Genomic DNA, 15,290 nt, shown 5'->3' with positions numbered 1-15,290 from the left:
TAGCCTTGCTGGCCTTCTCCCCGTACATCATATCATTTTGCACCTTATCCTGCAACACATAAACGCTCACAATATCATAGCTCCGAAGTGTGGCCGGAATCCGGTGCATGTTCAACAACCGTAAGGTAGAGGCCTCTTCCAACAGCATAAAGGAAGGTTTGCGGTTTCTTCTTGACATCTGTTTGGAAATGGTATGCATAATGGTGGCGATCACCGGAGAAAGGGAGGCATCTTTTTGTGGATTGTTCACTAAAGCAATGACCGAAGGATGTTTTTCATTATTGATGTCCAGTGGAATCTCATCAGCGGACAATACCATAAAAATCTTGCGTGTACTGATCTTTTTGATGGCATTGGCCAAGGTACTCATCACCCCAGCGGTCTGCCGCTCCGACCCTACACCACTGATAAAGGCATCGGCCATGGCCCGTGAGGTAAGATTCTCCCTCAGAAACTTGATCAAGCTTTTGGTCCCCAACTGTTGGTACAGGGCCATCACATGGGGCAGCGTACAGAAGTCGGGGTATTCGGTCTTAAGCCGCCATATCAGTCCACTGATCAAACCCTCAGCTGCATCCTTAAAAAAACGGGAGGTACTGTTCTCATCGGAGTCCCGATGTTCCATCAGGTTTTCCAGCAAGACCCGCGACACCTCATGGACACTCTCCTCATCGGGCAGGTAACGGGGTGCGATGGGATTCACCCGATGGTAGATCGGCCCAAAGGACACGATATGGAAGGGCACCTTTTGATCTTTCCAAAGGGGACAGGCCATTTCCGTGATCTCAAAATCCTTGTAATCGTGGAGGACCCCAGAGAAACCCTCTCTTTTAAAATGCTCCAAGAAGCCATAGATGACACTTTCGGTCTTCCCGCTCCCTGCTGAGGCCATCACGGATACGCCACGACGGATGTTGCCCAGCACCAAGGGCCTTCCTCTTACCTTCAATTTGACCTCGAACACCTTGGACGGCTTCCCCTTATCCTTATGGTAATCCACCAGCCCATAGATGACGGTATGTACAAAAAACAAGGGAAGCCATAGGCCCAAGGACTGTTTCAAAAGGAGGTGCCAGCCAAATATCTCTCCAATGGCGATTGCCACCATAAGCAGGATACCGAGATAATACAGAAAGCCATACTTGAGGTATCGATTGACCACAAAGGAGATCCCTCCCCCAACGAGCAAACCGACCATAAATTCCATCCAACCTATATTTTCCATAGCAATACTGTTTTAAATTCCGATAGACCCCGATTCCAAGGCCTTTCCGATTCCTTTTTTGAGCTGCATCATCGCCTTATAGGCCAATTGCGCCTTGTTGACCGGTATGGTCGGCACCTTGATGCCCGCCTTGAACAACAATTGCTTGGCCGCTTGACGTTCATTCGTTGGCAAGCCCAAGAGGGCCGAAAAAAAGCGTTTCGGATCCTTGTCCAAGAGGTTACGGGCATGGTAGGTCTCCACAAAGTTCCTTCGGTAATTGAATTGTTGGTCAAAGGTCTTTTCCGCTGCCCGATAGAACTTGTCCCGATCAAAGCCCTGTTTGACGGTCTGCCCATGGAGCGTGGTCTCGGAAGTTCGGAACTTGGACCCCGGGGAAAGGCTATGGGTATTGGTCCTATCCATTCGGCTCACGATGATATGGATATGGCTCTGGTAGCCTTCCTTGGCCATACCGGGTACGATGCGCTTCCCGTTCAATTGGTGTGGGGCCTCTCCTTCCAGTACATTTATCTTTTCCCGGAGCTTGGCAATTTCCCCTTGCTCCCGCCCTTCCTTAATGGCCCTGACCCGGTGTTGCAGTTCCAATATCTTGCTGGCATGGGCCTGGTTTTCCTTGACCTCGCGATCCTTTTCGGAATAGGTGCGTTCCCGTTCCAGTTTGGCAAAATAGAGGATGTCCTTGACGGTCACTTCACGGTCCCGATAAAAGGAGGCCGCATAGGTATTCATAACCTGCCGGGTATATTGCCTCAGTTTCTCGGGGTCGTTTCCGATATGCTGGAGTTCCCTTTGGGAAGGGCTCACCACCAGGGAATAGAACTTGGGCTCCCGTTTCTTGAGCTTGGCCGTATTGGCGTCGATCTCGGCAATGACCCGCTCCGCATCGATGTTGTTCTCTTCCTGATTGAAATACCCTTCCTGTAGTTCCGGTTCCCTCCCTTCGTTCTCCTTTTCCAGATAGTTGACAAAATCCCGGGCACTCCCCTTAAAATTGTCCCCCAGTTGTTGGCGTGTGATGGCGATGTACATAATTACTTCTTTTTAAGTTTTGTACGGTATTTTTCAATGGCCTCGGGATTGAGGTCCAATTTGAGGTGGTCCTTCCCAAAGCGGTTGTGGTATACGCTCACATGGTCCAGCACATAGGTAAAATCCTCCTTGAGCTCCTCCATTTGTTCTTCCAAACGGTCATAACGGATCTTGGGCACGGTGACCTCCACATCAAAAGATTCCATCTCCTTGGATGGCTTGGCCTCGGTCAATTGCTGTTCGATAAAATCAAAATCGCTGTCCCATTCCTCATCATCGGATGCCAGCTCCTGTTCAAAGAGGGCCTGGATCATGCTAACGGTGGGCAGGGTCTGTTCCTTTTCAATGCTGCGCATAATGGCGACCATGGCATTGAAGCGGCGTTTGATCAGGTATTTGAGGCTGGCGATCGTCTCGTGCATCCGTTCGTCCGGGGAGATCCCGTTGTGCTCAAAAAACTCCACCATGGCCAATAGCGTCATGGAATGGGATTTCCCTTGCCGCTTGGAAAAGCCCTTGAATTTGGCGAGCACCGATATTTTGATGCACACGGTCCGAAACGCTTCCTTTTCGTATCCTCTATCCATTTTTAGCTTAAAAATTCCTTGGTTTTATTGGCCCCAGCGGATTTTTACGCTAAAAACGCCAAGGACCCTATTTTTTAAAATATCACAAACCCCCATAAACAGGGGCCTTGCGCAGCAACTATGATCGGAAGGACGCGCGAGCGTGCTACCCTCTTGCTCCTCCTTTTTGTGCAGCGGCCCAAAAAAGCATCGCACAAGCCGTCTTGAAAAGACCGCCGTCCCTTATCATATTATACCTTATGGAGCACGGACTTTGGGAAAGTCAAATCAGGTTGGGATGCCGTGCAAACTGTGCTGCGGTGCAGCATCTTAAATATACCCACATTCCCCGGGGTACAAAAATGCGTTCTGTGGGCAAATGGCATCATTTGCCCACGGAATATATGGAACGGGCATTTCTGGGTTTCCACAACGTCAGGTGTTCCCCCGGAACGCCAAAAAAAAAGACCCTTTTTCAAGGGCCTTGTTCCAGTCAGTCCTCCGATGGGACGGTGTCGGTCTGTTCCCTGTAATATTCATACCGGAATATCCAGAGATTGACCACCAGGGAGTAGGTTTTGTCCACCGTGGCATCAGCTGTCTTTTTGACAACGCTTTTCTTTGGGTGTTTCTTTGCCGGGATCTCCAACGACTTTTTTACAATTGCTTTCATAATACATGATTTTAAGTTATCAATTATTTGATGGCATCCCCGCACTTCCCAAAAATTTCGGCTCAAAAGGAAACGGAATAAATAGTGAGGTACGAACGGTTTATGCCGTAGTCTTTTGATGGGAACATTTTTGAAGGGCGAACTTGCGGTCAAATAAGGGATAGGTATTCTTTGAGGTTGCCCAGTACTTTACAAACAAGAATTTCCCTAATTGGTTTTTGGGTGTTCGACCCACCTAAAAACAAACCATGAACCCATAAAAAAAGCCCATCATAATGGATGGGCTTGGATAGTGTGTTTAGGGTTCACATATTAAATACAAAATCATAATTGTATAGATTTCGCATCGCTTCCCTTCGACTCCGCTCAGGGCAGGCCCAAGAGGGCTTCATAGTCCTTATCATGGATTTCTGCAAATTGGCGCAATTCGGTCCCGGAACGATATTCCACATCTTCCTTGGAACTGGAAAGCAAACGTTCCTGGGTTTCGCTATCGAGGTTTGTAAAATTCAAATAGACCATGTTTCAATGTTTAAAAATTCATTGTTTACAAATCATAAAGGCTCGGATCGAACCCATCGGGATAGTCCCTTGGGTCATGTTGATATGCTTCTGCATTTTCAGGCTCGGATGTTGTTGTCTTTTCGTCCATTTCTACAACATTTATAGGATTCCGTTATCTGCGAAACTGTAATACCGTCCATCGGGTGCCAGAATGATATGGTCCAATACCTTGACATCAAAAAGCTGTGCGGCCTCTTTGATTTTTTGGGTCAATTGTTTGTCCTGGTAACTTGCCTTGAGCTGCCCAGAGGGATGGTTGTGTGCCAGGATGACCCCCACGGAAAGGGTTTTCAGTACTAGGGCAAACAGGATGCGCACATCCACCAAGGTTCCCGTGATGCCCCCATGGGAGAGCGGATAAATGCCCTTGACCTTGTTGGACTGGTTCAGCAATACGATCTTAAAAGTTTCGTACAGGCCTATGGTCTGATTGTCCCAATTTTGGAACAACAGTTCCGCCACCTCCTTGGAGTTGGTCACCGACAGGGATTTGAGGGTAGAGAGCTTTTCCCGATAACTGATCTGTATTTCGTTGACTTTGAGTTCCATCTTTTTCTTGTTACAGGTTAAAAAAGGAATGGGGCGCCCAATCCAAAGAAAGACAGGGCACCCGTAACCTCTATTCCTCGCTGGTGGTTCCACCCAACAGTAAAATCTCACTCGCTACCACTTCGGTCACATAGCGCTTGTTGCCCTCTTTGTCCTCATAGGATCGGGAGGTCAGTTTTCCCTCAATGGCAAGTTCCTTTCCCTTGATTACAAACTTTTCGATGATGTCGGCGGTCTTGCCCCAGGCGGTCACGTTGTGCCATTCGGTATTGGTGACCTTTTCGCCCTTTTTGTTCCTGTAATGCTCATTGGTCGCCAAGGACAAACGGGCAACTTTTTTGTCATTTTCCAAGTTGGTGATCACTGGGTCTTGCCCCACGTTACCGATCAACTGTACTTTGTTTCTTAAACTGCTCATAATAAAAGGTTTTAAATGCCTGCCCTCTTGGCAGACGGGTTACTGATTTCCCCGTATCTCCATGCAATTGTGTGCGGATTTTAAGGGGTGTTTGTTTGCTTCTTGGGTGCGCAGCACAATAAAAGAAGGGGGTTCAGTCAAGGCTTTTGGGAGGAAATCGGGAGGCTCTGCGACGTGGTTTTTACCGAAGGGCTAAAAACTAGGAAGTGGAAACCCTATTTGTGAGCAAAACCCGCTTGGCCTTGACGGGTTCCATAAGGGCCCTAGGAATTCCTTCCGACCCAAGCCCGTGCAAGCGTACGGAAAGTTAAGCGAGCTAAGGGGATGGCGTCCTGATTGGAAGTCCTTGGGCACTGCCCTGTTTTTCGATGCCCCGAAAAACAACCAAAGGCTTCTTTTATTATGAACCCCTTAAAATCACCAGACCAACGACAGGGCTTTAGGAATCCACGAGCAAATCCCCAAGAAGGGTTTGCCGGGGATGACGTGAAAAAGCACTGGACGTTGGGCTTCCTTGTTTGACCGATTCCCGATAGTATTTAAATGGCTTTGATGACCAAAAAAACTCCCGATACTTCAGGTACCGGGAGTCGATGTTTTGGCAATGGCGATTCCTTCAGGGGTTGTGCCCTCTTGATGCCAGACCGGAACACTTAGGCCATTTCAAGAACGGTCTGGAACAATTGTTTGTCCAGACGCTCCTGACGTGAAAAGCTTCGTTTCAGGGTACCGTGCAATACGGCATTGAAGGCATTGTAGCCCAACCAGAGGTTTGGGGCAGTGCCCAACAATACGGCCTCATTGTCCAATATGTCGATGACCTCACGGGCCTTTTTGGACGGGTTTGCGTTCTTGTCGCTGCACTCATAACGGAACAGTTTGGTACGTTCCAGCACTTCCCTTACGAAGGTCTTGGTGTCCACCAGTTCGACGGCCATCATTTGGCTGAACCTGTCGGAGATGGTATAGAACTCGTTGTCCATGAACTTTTTGAACAGCCCCTCCATCTCGGGCATGATCAAGTGGGCGCCGTTGGTGCTGTGCTTGATGGAAAAGGCAATCTCTGCCTGTGCCACGTGCAGGCCATTGGAGCATACTTGGCGGTAGAACCCAAAATGTCCCGAGGTGCGCTCGCTCCCATCGTAGGAGTTGGTAAACCGCAGCATGGGCAGAATGGTATCCTCTCCATTGCCCACCGAGAACTGGGAGCTGTCGGAAAGGATAAAGTCCATGCAGAAGGTACGGTCCGAGCGGTTGATGGTCTGGCGGTGGTAGTCAAGACCCGCATCGATGAGCATCTGTTCCGCTTTTTTGAAGAAAAGCTCGTTGGCGATGTGCCCATAGCTCTTGGACACAATATTGACAATCTTGCCATTGCTGACAATGGCGCGTTCCAGCCCTTTACGGGAGGGCATTGGGGTCAGTTCATTTAACGGTCTTACCTGGGTCGGTACGAAGACCTCGTCCTGTTGCAATCTGTCTAAATACATAATCATTGGATTTAAGGTTAAACAATATTTGCATGGAAATCCAAACGGGAGGCAGGCTGTGGAGCGGCAAGGAAACGGAATAAAAAGCGATTGGCGGCTTTATGCCGTCCCTTGTCCGGTGACAGGATGCGACGTTTACCTTGGTGCAAAGGATTGGTCGGGGTGTTGGGCCATGGTGTCATTCAAAGTGGAAAACCATATGATCTGAACCACTTGGGTAAAGACCCGAGTATAAAAGTTTGTTCCGATGTTTTCGATTTATCCCAGCAAAGTGAATCAAGTGGTGGGTTGAGCATATATATCTTAGGCTTTAAAATCAAGGATCATTGATAATCCAAAAAAGCTTATCCAACCAGAATACTAAGGAAAAGAACAAAAACTCCAATAGAAGATCATTCGTTTGGATTCCATCCTTAAGAAAAACGGTCGTGGATAGAAATTACATATTTAAGTATTTGCTTAAATTATTATACAATTGTAATTTAGTTGAAAATCGTTCATATGGATATTCAAAATAGTTGTATCCGGGCAGAGGCCGATCATGTTCAAATATTGAGATGCAAGGAAGATTTGAGCGGCGTTACAACTTCTATCGAGGCAATAAGCAAAGTTATGGCACTGGCCGGCAATGAAGTTCGTTTTAAAATATTGTATTTGTTGCAACGGGAAACAGAACTGTGCCCCTGTGATTTTGCCGATATTTTAGCAATGAGCGTACCGGCTATTTCCCAACATTTACGTAAGATGAAGGATGCAAATGTCATTTCTGCCCGTAGAGCAGGACAAACGATATTATATCGTATTTCAAAGGAAAACCAAGCGTTCTTGGCTGCTATTTTGAGCAATGTGGTCTCTGAAAGGAAAATTGCATAACATGAAAAAAACAATGACATCCAACCGAATGGCATTTACTGGATTATTTTCAGCTTTCGTGGCCTCACTGTGCTGTATCACCCCTGTCTTGGCTCTGCTTTCCGGCACTACTGGAATTGCTTCCACATTTTCTTGGATAGAGCCGTACAGACCTATTTTAATGGGTGTGACCGTTTTGATTCTTGGATTTGCGTGGTATCAAAAATTAAAACCACGTCCACAGGATATTGATTGCGCCTGTGAAGATGATAGACCTAAGTTCATACAATCCAAGACTTTCCTGTTTTTGATTACCATTTTTGCAGGTACAATGTTGGCATTTCCCTACTATTCTAAAATATTTTATCCTAACTCAAATGCCGAGAGGCAAATAGTCTATGTATCTGAAAGTAACGTAAGTGAATTGACTTATTCCATAGAGGGAATGACATGTGCAGGTTGCGAGGCCCATATTGAAAACGAGGTAAATAAACTAGAGGGTGTTTTAGGGGTAGATGCAAATTATGAGACTTCCAAAGCTTTTGTAAAGTTTGACAGAAGTAAGGTAAGTGCTAATGAAATAGTATCTGCTATTGGAAAAACGGGATATAAAATCATAGAATAATGGAAGCTATTTTAGAATCAACGATCAAGTGTCCAAACTGTGGACATAGGAAAGAGGAAGAAATGCCAACGACAGCTTGCCAATTCTTTTACGATTGTGAAAATTGCAAAGAAGTATTACGTCCAAAAGAGGGCGATTGTTGTGTATTCTGCTCCTATGGCACCGTTGCCTGTCCATCCGTTCAGGAAAGCTCTCTATGTTGCGAGTAAATTTGAAAAATTATTTGGGGACCACCCTGGGAGCCTCATTACTTTGTCACAAAATTCAAAATCAATGATACCACGAGATTTAAGCAAGGACATAAAAACGAGGTTGCAAAGTATCAATGGGCAAATAAGCGGTCTCGTTAAAATGCTGGATGAGGATACGGACCCGGAGAAGATACTGATACAGTTCAAGGCAGCCCAGAAGGGACTGGAGAAGGCCTACTTCCTGTTGCTTGACGAAACCTATCGAAAGGCACTTGCCATCAAGATTTCAGAAACCGTGGAAGCCTGCCCTGGGAATTGTGGCAATGAAGACCGTATTGAATTTATCAGGAAGCAGTTCCCTAATCTGGAATTGGACAGTCTTACGGACAAAATGAAGGAAATAGCCTCCCTTAAGGCCAAACTGGAAGACTATAGGGACAAATAAACTTTACCAAAAAGCAATACGATCAATGGCCCAAAAAAAAGGGACATTTTTTTTTAATATTGTTTGGAGACCACCCTACCCTCCTTCCTACATTTGATTCGTTGTTTGGATCCGATGACAATGGAAAGAAGAAATAAACAATTCAAAAACAGAAAGATGAAACGTCAAGTAGAAGTTTTTACCGCCAATTGTCCGATCTGTGACCCTGTCGTCGAAATGGTTCGGGAACTGGCTTGTGATGAATGTGAAGTAACCACATACGATTTGGTTGAGCAATTCAGCGATAAGACCTGTCTCGCTAAGATGAATGAATACGGAGTACATAAAATACCGGCGGTTGCGGTCAACGGAAAATTGTTGGATTGTTGTAAGGACTCGTCCATTACCAAAGAAAGGTTGACGGAGGCGGGCATTGGACAGATCTCATAAAAACCAGCTAAAAATGATTGTCAAAAAAATCACGAAGTTACCGGCAAGAATCAACTATCTGGTATTGATATTCCAATTGGCTTTCACGGGGGTAGCGGTGGCTCAAGGCCACGGCCCCTTGTATGGTCTACAGACCCCGACCCTTGCCAAGGGCGGAGTGGATCTGAATGTGGCTGGTATGACCCTAAGCACGGAAGATGAAACCTTGTATATGTTGCGTTATCTATTTTCCTATGGAATTACCGAAGATTTGCAGGTCAATTTGACCACACCGACAATGATCGGGCGTTTGGATAACGCACCGAGGACCCGGGGCAACAGCAATATGCCCGCAAACGGAGATATCGAGGCTTCTCTTTGGTACCGTTTTTTTTCCAATGCCTTTGGTGTGGGCAAGCGCTTTGAGTCAACCGCTGTTTTTGGTGTTTCCACACCTACCGATGATGTACGCGGACAGGTCAACGTCGGCCAATCCGTACACGCCGCCATTTCAACTGGCTATGCTTCACGGACCTGGTATGGATGGCTCGGGGGAGGATACCACTATTATTTCGGGAAAAACGGCGAACAATTGGGGGATTTGCCCTATGCCTCTGCCGTTGTGGGGTATCGCCCCAATATTTTTATGGGTGATTATCCAAAACCCGATTGGCGCATTTTCATTGAATCGTTGGCCGAGTTTCCCGGTGAGGCCATCTATGAGGGAAACCTGAACGATTCTGGCACGAGAAGCACGAAGGTTCTGGTCGGCCCATCTTTTTTGGGACTGTACGGTGCATGGGGCATATCCTTTGGCGCTATGTTCCCGGCGGTACAGAACCTGACTCCAGGAGCTGTAAGGGAAAAATACCGAGTAGCGATAAATCTGAGCTATTGGTTATAGATAGCGATAAATTTTTAAAAAGTTGAGTATGATGAAAAATAGTGTATTGGTGATAATAATGGTCTTGTTGGTTGTGGGCACTCTAAACGCCCAGATAACCTATGTGGACCAGGAAGTGTACGGGATGGATTGTGCCCCTTGTGCCTATGGCCTGGAACGGGGACTGAAAAAGATGGACGGTCTTCAGAAGGTCCGTGTCAGTCTCAATGATGGAAGGGCCTATCTTGACCTGGCCGCTGAGAACGAACTCACTTTGGGGGCCATTCAAGAGGAAGTGAAAAAGAACGGGTTTTCCGCTAAAAAAGCAGCGGTGACCGTTTCGGGCAAACTAAGTAAAGAAAATGGCCAATGGTTGGTAGCCACCCCCCGGGAACAATTTTTGGTGTCGCAGGCCACTTCTACAGAATATCTTGAAAAAATGACGGAGGGCAACGTCACGGTGAGTGGCACGGTGGACGATGTGGAAGATGACAATCTTCCAAGCCAATGGATACTTACGATATCAAAAATGGAACGGATTCAATGAGGACCACTTTAAAATTGATGTTGAGCACAAGCTTGCTTACCTCTTTTCTACCCCTGATGTGCTGTCTTGTGCCCGCATTTTTATCGTTCGGGGCAGGATTGGGAGTTTTGGCCGGAAACTTTGAATGGCTGCATCCCGCACAATCCTATCTGAGCACCTTTTCGGTAGTTGTTCTTGGGATCGCCCACTACAAAAATTTCAAAGGTTCAAGAAAGTGCAACAAAGGGAAACCGTGCGAAAATACCGTTGGCAAATGCAGTATCAATTCATGGTCTTTATGGACGGTTACCTCGCTGGTCCTGATTTTTATCGTCTTAAACTACTTATATGAATTCTAAACTAGTTAGTGTCCTCTCAATTGTTTTCTTGGTTCTTTTCATATCCGGTTGTGAGAGGCACAAAAAACAGTGGCAGCTTGAACGAAAGATTACGCTTCCCGAAGAATCCCGTCCCTTGGCGTTGGCAAAGGATAGGGATGTCATCTGGTTTACGGACCCCGATTATTTCCGGCTGTATAAAATAGACCTGAACGGAAAAGTATTGGATTCCATCACGGGCATCCAACGACCGATGAACATCCATTTTGAAAAGGGTACACTTTATATTCCAGAGTTTTTGACCGATTCCATTTGGAAATATAAAAATAGCAGGTTAAGCCCCATGAAAATAAATAAGACTCCACAGGCACCGGCAGGTGTTTCCGTATATGGGGACACCATTTTGGTCGCTGATTTTTATAACCATCGTATTATTGTGGAGACCCCTAATAAAAGTTTTACCATCGGTAAACAGGGACATAAGGATGGGAAACTATACTATCCTATAGATGTAAAGATGAAAAACGGCAAGGTTTACGTGGCTGATGCCTATAACCACAGGATCCAGATTTTTGATTTTGAAGGCAACCATATTGCCACCATCGGACAAAATGAGAAAATAAACGTGGCTTCAGGAATTGCTTTAAACGTCAATGAATTGGCCATCACCGACCAAGAAAATAGTCGTGTATTAATTTTTGACCATCAGGGCCAACTGCTTCAGATATTGACAGAAAACATCGTATATCCAACTGATGTTCTGTTCGACAGGAACAAACTTTACATCACAAATTTTAAGGAAAACTCAATTTTAATCTGGTCTTTAAGATAGTAATGTATCACTGGTTCCTTAAAAAAATACTTTACGTAACAATAGCATCTTTTTATGAAAACATTTGGTCTATTCTTTCTAAAAAATATTATTGCAGGGCACCTTTAATCGGTTTGATAGGCTAAAGGATTATCAAATCTTGCACCACCAAATAGAGGATATATACCGAATGGAGTTCCGTTAGAAGTTATGTGCTACTCTGAAAAATTGAGCGTTCAACTAAAAATTTACTGAAATCAAGGGGCAATTTTCCGATTTGCTTTCTTGGGACGCTCAGGAATCCAAGCTTCCAATAATCAGGCTCTTCATTTCTTTCAACTCTTTTATTTTCTTATCGATCAACCTTACCTTTTCAAGCATTTTTTGTGATACATTCTCACACGCAGCTGTATTGAATTCCAATAGCCCCAAAAAATCTGAAATCTCATTTAAGGTAACCCCAAAGCCTTTCATTTCATCATTGACAAGAAGTTTTTCCAAAGTTCCATCGGAGTAATTCCTATAACTGTTGCATTCATCTTCCTTTGAGACATCGGCATCAAACCCTTCTTTTATAAAAGCATATGGTATCACCGGAAAACCTTGTTTTCTTGGACAACTGGCCCATTTGCATATACCTTAAAAATAAAGTCTACATTTCGCTTGACCGTTGACTATACTCCACGGTCTATATTTGTAAAGAAAACTTAAAAAATAATGAGCACAAACATCGCATACAAAATCCAACCACTTAAAATTGTAGGTGTTCGCAAACATTCTGTTTATTTGGTCTTTTTAAGTATCTCTTTTCTGGATTCGTTGCGTTTCATAAAATGTTTAATTTATGGGGCTGTATTTCTATAAGTCCCTTTATTAAAAGACCTATTGCCACTTCATTTTCTGCAATCTGACGGCATTGAGGATAGCAAGCAACGCAACACCTACATCAGCAAATACGGCTTCCCACATCGTGGCCAATCCACCTGCACCGAGAATGAGGACAATAACCTTTACACCAAATGCCAACCCAATATTCTGCCAGACAATTCTTCGCGTTGATCGACCAATTTTAATCGCTCTTGCAATCTTACTGGGTTGGTCGGTCTGTATGATAACATCGGCTGTTTCTATAGCAACGTCGCTACCCAAACCACCCATCGCAATACCTACACCACTTGCCGCCAAAACGGGTGCGTCGTTAATGCCATCGCCAATAAATGCGACTTTCGTTTCAGGTTGCTTTTTAAGTTCTTCAACTTCATTCAGTTTATCTTCGGGTAACAACCCACCTTTCGCCCAATCGATATTTAACTCTTTTGCAACTTGTTGAGTTATAGAATCCTTATCGCCGGATAGCATTATAATTTTGGAAATTCCTGAATCCCGAATTTGTTTAATGGCTTGGTGCGCATCATCCTTGAGTTCATCTGCAATGGTTACATAACCTGCAAATTCCCCAGCAATAGACACCATAACGATTGATTCTACAATACCATCTGTTTCCGAGGGGACTTCTATGCGGTTTGAGGTCATCAAAGCCTTGTTACCTACCAACACCGTTTTCCCGTTGACAGTTCCTTTCAATCCCTTTCCGGCAACCTCTGAAACATTAGTCGCTTCATAATCCGAGCCGTCAGCTTTATATTCGAGAATCGCCTTGGCGATAGGATGAGTGGATTGCTCTTCCATCGCCATCAAATACTTCATAAACTCGGTTTCCTCAAATGTGATGGAATTGATTTCCTTGATTTTAAAAACCCCTTTAGTAACAGTTCCTGTTTTGTCCATTACGACCGTGTTCACTTGGGTCATTGCATCGAGAAAGGAAGCACCCTTGAAAAGAATACCGTTGCGGGATGCCGCACCCAATCCGCCAAAATAGCCCAGCGGTATAGAGATGACTAAAGCACAAGGACAGGATATCACAAGGAATATTAATGCTCGATAGAGCCAATCCCTAAAAACATAATCATCTACAAAAAAGTAAGGTAGAAACGTCAGTCCGATGGCAAGGAATACAACGATTGGCGTATAAATCCGAGCAAATTTTCTGATGAACAGTTCGGTCTTTGATTTTCTGGCAGTTGCATTCTGTACCATATCCAGAATTCGTGCAATGGAACTATCCTTGAATTCCTTGGTCGTCTCGATTTCGATTACACCATCAAGGTTGATGCTTCCAGCAAAAACGGTATCGCCTTTAGCAATTGTATCAGGTTTGCTTTCGCCTGTCAAGGCAGCAGTATTAAAAGAACCCTTTTCAGAAAGCAGAATACCATCAAGAGGAACTTTTTCGCCTACACGTACCTGTATCTTTTCACCGATTTCAACAGTCTCGGGATTTACTGAAACAAAATCACCATCACGATAAACCAAAGCCTCATTTGGTCTTACATCGAGTAAGGCTTTTATATTTCCCTTCGCACGGTTAACGGCCGCATTCTGGAACAGTTCGCCCACAGCATAAAATAACATTACGGCTACGCCTTCTGGATATTCGCCGATAGCGAACGCCCCTAAAGTGGCTATGGACATCAAGAAAAATTCGGTAAAGAAATCACCATTTTTAATACTTTTCCAGCCTTCTCTTATCACCGGAAAACCAACAGGGATATAGGCTACCGTGTACCATACTATGCGAATCCATCCTTTGAAGAAAGGAAACGCATCAAAGTAATCAATAGCGATTCCGGCTATCAACATCACAAAGCTGAAAATAGCCGGTAGATAGGTTCTAAAATTTGAAATTTCTTCAGGGCTGCTATGGTTATGGCCATCGTCGTGACTGTGCTCGCCTTGTTGTTTTTTTGGTTCTAAGTCACGTAAGTTTATTTTTTTCTTTTTCATATGTTCTAATCAAGTTTGATATCATTTTAAAAACTACTTCGATAATTTCAATATTCTCAATGCACCGCGCATTACAAAAGTGAAAACGATGCCGCCAATCACTAAATCGGGCCATTTACTATTCAGAAAATAAACCAGCACCCCAGCTACTATAACACCACCATTAACAATAATATCATTGGATGTAAAAATGGCACTTGCCTGCATATGAGCCTCTTGACTCTTTGCCTTGTTGATGAGCCAGAGCGATATCAAATTACCTGCCAATGCGAAAATTGAAACGATAATCATCCATTGAAACAAGGGTGTTTCGGTATTGCTAAAAAACCTTCTCAAGACCTCTGCAAACCCAAGTGTTGCCAATGCCATCTGAAAGTATCCGCTGTATTTCGCAACCTTCTTTTTTCTTGAAATGGCACCGCCTACCGCAAATAGGCTTAATGCATATACGATGGAATCTGCCAGCATATCTAATGAGTCTGCCACAAGACCCATCGAAGAAGAAATCCAACCGGTGGTCATTTCGATAACGAAAAAGCCAAAGTTGATGCCCAAGACCCACCATAGGATTCTTTTTTGTTTGGATTGGTCTTCCATTACGGGTGGTTCGGCTTCTGTGGTTCCTTCTAAGGAATCCCCAAGTTTTAAGCTGGCTATAGACGTTTTTATCGCCTTGACGTCGTCCACGTGATATACTTCCAATTTTCTGTTTGGAATATCAAAATCCAAGTGTTTTACTTGAGCATAAGACTCTAACTTCATCCGAATCATCTGCTCTTCTGAAGGGCAGTCCATTTTAGTTATTATAAAAGTGCTTTTTTTCAAAATCAATCTAATTTGTTCGTTT

General features: G+C 44.7%; 19 protein-coding genes. 8 read left to right on the top strand and 11 right to left on the bottom strand.

From position 1 onward, the window contains the following. The 8 genes from GO009_RS16220 to GO009_RS16185 all read right to left on the bottom strand — a co-directional run. The coding region (locus GO009_RS16220) for a type IV secretory system conjugative DNA transfer family protein (protein ID WP_163627720.1) at window positions 1-1,225 on the bottom strand (1,225 nt) is incomplete at its 3' end. 12 nt (window positions 1,226-1,237) lie between these two features. Beyond that, window positions 1,238-2,257, bottom strand: coding sequence for a MobB family relaxase (gene mobB / locus GO009_RS16215; RefSeq protein WP_163627719.1), 1,020 nt, complete (start codon window positions 2,255-2,257; stop codon window positions 1,238-1,240). A gap of 2 nt (window positions 2,258-2,259) precedes the next feature. Beyond that, window positions 2,260-2,844, bottom strand: a complete 585-nt coding sequence (locus GO009_RS16210) for a BfmA/BtgA family mobilization protein (RefSeq protein WP_127139857.1) — start codon at window positions 2,842-2,844, stop codon at window positions 2,260-2,262. A 472-nt stretch (window positions 2,845-3,316) separates the two neighbouring features. Continuing rightward, entirely contained in the window at window positions 3,317-3,496 is a 180-nt protein-coding gene (locus GO009_RS16205; protein ID WP_127139856.1) for a hypothetical protein, read from the bottom strand. Between the two features lie 366 nt (window positions 3,497-3,862). Next, complete coding sequence (locus tag GO009_RS16200; protein ID WP_239057501.1) at window positions 3,863-4,018, bottom strand: hypothetical protein; 156 nt, start codon at window positions 4,016-4,018, stop codon at window positions 3,863-3,865. Window positions 4,019-4,159: 141 nt separating this feature from the next. Then, window positions 4,160-4,609 carry a JAB domain-containing protein gene (locus GO009_RS16195; RefSeq protein WP_127139855.1) on the bottom strand — a complete coding sequence of 150 codons (450 nt, stop codon included), beginning with the start codon at window positions 4,607-4,609 and terminating at the stop codon, window positions 4,160-4,162. Window positions 4,610-4,679: 70 nt separating this feature from the next. Beyond that, complete coding sequence (locus GO009_RS16190) at window positions 4,680-5,027, bottom strand: single-stranded DNA-binding protein (protein WP_163627718.1); 348 nt, start codon at window positions 5,025-5,027, stop codon at window positions 4,680-4,682. A 653-nt stretch (window positions 5,028-5,680) separates the two neighbouring features. Continuing rightward, entirely contained in the window at window positions 5,681-6,517 is an 837-nt protein-coding gene (locus GO009_RS16185; protein WP_163627716.1) for a DUF932 domain-containing protein, read from the bottom strand. A 501-nt stretch (window positions 6,518-7,018) separates the two neighbouring features. On the opposite strand from GO009_RS16185, the gene GO009_RS16180 reads away from it, so the two are divergent. The 8 genes from GO009_RS16180 to GO009_RS16145 all read left to right on the top strand — a co-directional run bounded on the left by GO009_RS16180 (window position 7,019) and on the right by GO009_RS16145 (window position 11,617). Further along, the gene (locus GO009_RS16180) at window positions 7,019-7,390 is read left to right on the top strand and encodes a metalloregulator ArsR/SmtB family transcription factor (protein ID WP_163627714.1); all 372 of its coding nucleotides are present in this window, start codon (window positions 7,019-7,021) and stop codon (window positions 7,388-7,390) included. A 1-nt stretch (window position 7,391) separates the two neighbouring features. Next, window positions 7,392-7,994, top strand: a complete 603-nt coding sequence (gene merTP, locus GO009_RS16175; RefSeq protein ID WP_163627712.1) for a mercuric transport protein MerTP — start codon at window positions 7,392-7,394, stop codon at window positions 7,992-7,994. Beyond that, window positions 7,994-8,203, top strand: a complete 210-nt coding sequence (locus tag GO009_RS17695; RefSeq protein ID WP_163627710.1) for a GDCCVxC domain-containing (seleno)protein — start codon at window positions 7,994-7,996, stop codon at window positions 8,201-8,203. Before merTP ends, GO009_RS17695 begins: the two co-directional genes overlap by 1 nt. A 64-nt stretch (window positions 8,204-8,267) precedes the next feature. Next, on the top strand, window positions 8,268-8,630 hold the full coding sequence (locus GO009_RS16165) for a metal-sensitive transcriptional regulator (RefSeq protein ID WP_127139849.1): 363 nt from the start codon (window positions 8,268-8,270) through the stop codon (window positions 8,628-8,630). 156 nt (window positions 8,631-8,786) lie between these two features. Then, entirely contained in the window at window positions 8,787-9,059 is a 273-nt protein-coding gene (locus GO009_RS16160) for a thioredoxin family protein (protein WP_127139848.1), read from the top strand. Between the two features lie 13 nt (window positions 9,060-9,072). After that, a complete protein-coding gene (locus tag GO009_RS16155) occupies window positions 9,073-9,942 on the top strand; it encodes a hypothetical protein (protein WP_239057500.1) in 870 nt (289 codons plus the stop codon). 28 nt (window positions 9,943-9,970) lie between these two features. Further along, window positions 9,971-10,468: a heavy-metal-associated domain-containing protein gene (locus tag GO009_RS16150; RefSeq protein WP_239057499.1), complete on the top strand. Its 498-nt coding sequence runs from the start codon at window positions 9,971-9,973 to the stop codon at window positions 10,466-10,468. Between the two features lie 327 nt (window positions 10,469-10,795). Continuing rightward, the gene (locus GO009_RS16145; RefSeq protein WP_127139847.1) at window positions 10,796-11,617 is read left to right on the top strand and encodes an NHL repeat-containing protein; all 822 of its coding nucleotides are present in this window, start codon (window positions 10,796-10,798) and stop codon (window positions 11,615-11,617) included. Between the two features lie 273 nt (window positions 11,618-11,890). Here GO009_RS16145 and GO009_RS17920 read toward each other — a convergent pair whose 3' ends face one another. The 3 genes from GO009_RS17920 to GO009_RS16130 all read right to left on the bottom strand — a co-directional run bounded on the left by GO009_RS17920 (window position 11,891) and on the right by GO009_RS16130 (window position 15,268). Next, window positions 11,891-12,190, bottom strand: coding sequence for a MerR family DNA-binding protein (locus GO009_RS17920; RefSeq protein WP_127139846.1), 300 nt, complete (start codon window positions 12,188-12,190; stop codon window positions 11,891-11,893). Between the two features lie 288 nt (window positions 12,191-12,478). After that, window positions 12,479-14,443 (bottom strand): heavy metal translocating P-type ATPase, encoded by a 1,965-nt coding sequence (locus GO009_RS16135; RefSeq protein WP_163627708.1) that lies wholly within the window; start codon window positions 14,441-14,443, stop codon window positions 12,479-12,481. 33 nt (window positions 14,444-14,476) lie between these two features. Beyond that, window positions 14,477-15,268, bottom strand: coding sequence for a cation transporter (locus tag GO009_RS16130; protein WP_181898143.1), 792 nt, complete (start codon window positions 15,266-15,268; stop codon window positions 14,477-14,479). Window positions 15,269-15,290: the final 22 nt, after the last annotated feature.

This window comes from Allomuricauda sp. TY007 (assembly GCF_010468565.1).
GTDB lineage: Bacteria > Bacteroidota > Bacteroidia > Flavobacteriales > Flavobacteriaceae > Flagellimonas.
The sequence above is the reverse complement of the archived record's forward strand: the minus strand, read 5'-3'. Positions and strand labels throughout refer to the sequence as shown.

Coding starts and splice junctions, on each gene's coding strand:
- GO009_RS16210 (WP_127139857.1), bottom strand. CDS start 2,844: ATGGATAGAGGATACGAAAAGGAAGCGTTTCGGACCGTGTGCATCAAA.
- GO009_RS16185 (WP_163627716.1), bottom strand. CDS start 6,517: ATGTATTTAGACAGATTGCAACAGGACGAGGTCTTCGTACCGACCCAG.
- GO009_RS16180 (WP_163627714.1), top strand. CDS start 7,019: ATGGATATTCAAAATAGTTGTATCCGGGCAGAGGCCGATCATGTTCAA.
- GO009_RS16205 (WP_127139856.1), bottom strand. CDS start 3,496: ATGAAAGCAATTGTAAAAAAGTCGTTGGAGATCCCGGCAAAGAAACAC.
- GO009_RS16160 (WP_127139848.1), top strand. CDS start 8,787: ATGAAACGTCAAGTAGAAGTTTTTACCGCCAATTGTCCGATCTGTGAC.
- GO009_RS16165 (WP_127139849.1), top strand. CDS start 8,268: ATGATACCACGAGATTTAAGCAAGGACATAAAAACGAGGTTGCAAAGT.
- GO009_RS16190 (WP_163627718.1), bottom strand. CDS start 5,027: ATGAGCAGTTTAAGAAACAAAGTACAGTTGATCGGTAACGTGGGGCAA.
- GO009_RS17695 (WP_163627710.1), top strand. CDS start 7,994: ATGGAAGCTATTTTAGAATCAACGATCAAGTGTCCAAACTGTGGACAT.
- GO009_RS16200 (WP_239057501.1), bottom strand. CDS start 4,018: ATGGTCTATTTGAATTTTACAAACCTCGATAGCGAAACCCAGGAACGT.
- merTP (WP_163627712.1), top strand. CDS start 7,392: ATGAAAAAAACAATGACATCCAACCGAATGGCATTTACTGGATTATTT.
- GO009_RS16155 (WP_239057500.1), top strand. CDS start 9,073: ATGATTGTCAAAAAAATCACGAAGTTACCGGCAAGAATCAACTATCTG.
- GO009_RS16195 (WP_127139855.1), bottom strand. CDS start 4,609: ATGGAACTCAAAGTCAACGAAATACAGATCAGTTATCGGGAAAAGCTC.
- mobB (WP_163627719.1), bottom strand. CDS start 2,257: ATGTACATCGCCATCACACGCCAACAACTGGGGGACAATTTTAAGGGG.
- GO009_RS16135 (WP_163627708.1), bottom strand. CDS start 14,443: ATGAAAAAGAAAAAAATAAACTTACGTGACTTAGAACCAAAAAAACAA.
- GO009_RS16150 (WP_239057499.1), top strand. CDS start 9,971: ATGATGAAAAATAGTGTATTGGTGATAATAATGGTCTTGTTGGTTGTG.
- GO009_RS16145 (WP_127139847.1), top strand. CDS start 10,796: ATGAATTCTAAACTAGTTAGTGTCCTCTCAATTGTTTTCTTGGTTCTT.